This window comes from Rhodococcus sp. T7, assembly GCF_009872365.1.
In the GTDB taxonomy this organism is placed as follows: Bacteria; Actinomycetota; Actinomycetes; order Mycobacteriales; family Mycobacteriaceae; genus Rhodococcus_F.
In genome coordinates this window covers 1-856 of record NZ_WXYH01000272.1, presented here as the reverse complement: position 1 = coordinate 856, position 856 = coordinate 1, and the positions used below count along the sequence as shown (strand labels likewise).

Below are 856 nucleotides of genomic sequence, written 5' to 3'. Positions count from 1 at the left end.
ATATCAGCTGACCGAGGCAGGCCAGTCACTGATGCCGGTCCTCGACGAACTGGCGGACTGGGCGAGGACGCACCTCACGCTGCAATGACGCGACCGCTCAGGCATGGTGGAGCGCGCGGGGCGTGATCCGCCGCAAGCGTGCCCGGGTGCTGGACGGCTGCTGTTGTTTCTCGCCCTCGTCTTTTTGTTTCTCGTCCTCGTCTTTTCCGTTGTCCGGTTCGGCGTCGACGGTGGATTCCGCCGGGTGGGCGTGCCCGCGATGACCGATTCTCTTCACCCCTGCGACCAGGTGCCCGCCGCCGGATACGACGTTCGCGCGGCGCGAGCGGAGGCGGTCGCGGAACGAAGCGATGTGCTCGCTGGTGGCCTCGGCTTCGGCCTTGGCCGCCGTGACGTCGAGCAGTTCGTCCCGAACCGAGTCACCGAGCTCCGTGATGTCCGGAGACGAAGCGAGGAGTTCGGAGCCCTGGGTGAGCAGCTCCTGTGGCCCACTGGGGGATCGTCCGCCCGCCCCGGCGAGTTTCACGGCCATCTTCAACTGGTGTGTGCGCCCGAGCAGGTATCCCGCGCCAACCGCGGCCCCCAACTCGACTTTGGTTTTAGTTTTCATGATTTTCATGATCGAACCTACTTGCTGTGTGTCGTCGCCACGCGCTGCGTCGACGGCGTCGGCAGCAATAGGGCGCGTCGGTGCGCGCGGGGTGTATATACCGTGACTACCCCGGTTTCCCGGCACTCAACCGCCGGCACCGGCGCTGTGAAGGGGCGGCACGATTCTCCTGAGCGCACCTGACGGAAACGGACCGCGGTTGCCCCTCAGCTCGTGTTGCTCCGGAATTGGTGGGCGGTGAGCAGC

General features: G+C 65.9%; 2 protein-coding genes. One reads left to right on the top strand and one right to left on the bottom strand.

All coding sequences use genetic code 11. From position 1 onward, the window contains the following. Positions 1-7 precede the first annotated feature (7 nt). Positions 8-88, top strand: coding sequence for a hypothetical protein (locus MLGJGCBP_RS51970; protein WP_442972118.1), 81 nt, complete (start codon positions 8-10; stop codon positions 86-88). 9 nt (positions 89-97) lie between these two features. Here the strand turns inward: MLGJGCBP_RS51970 and MLGJGCBP_RS22850 are convergent, their stop codons facing one another. Beyond that, positions 98-619, bottom strand: a complete 522-nt coding sequence (locus MLGJGCBP_RS22850; RefSeq protein ID WP_160098232.1) for a hypothetical protein — start codon at positions 617-619, stop codon at positions 98-100. Positions 620-856 lie beyond the last annotated feature (237 nt).

Excerpts from the sequence above, each read along its gene's own strand:
- MLGJGCBP_RS22850 (WP_160098232.1), bottom strand. The coding sequence starts at position 619 with ATGAAAATCATGAAAACTAAAACCAAAGTCGAGTTGGGGGCCGCGGTT.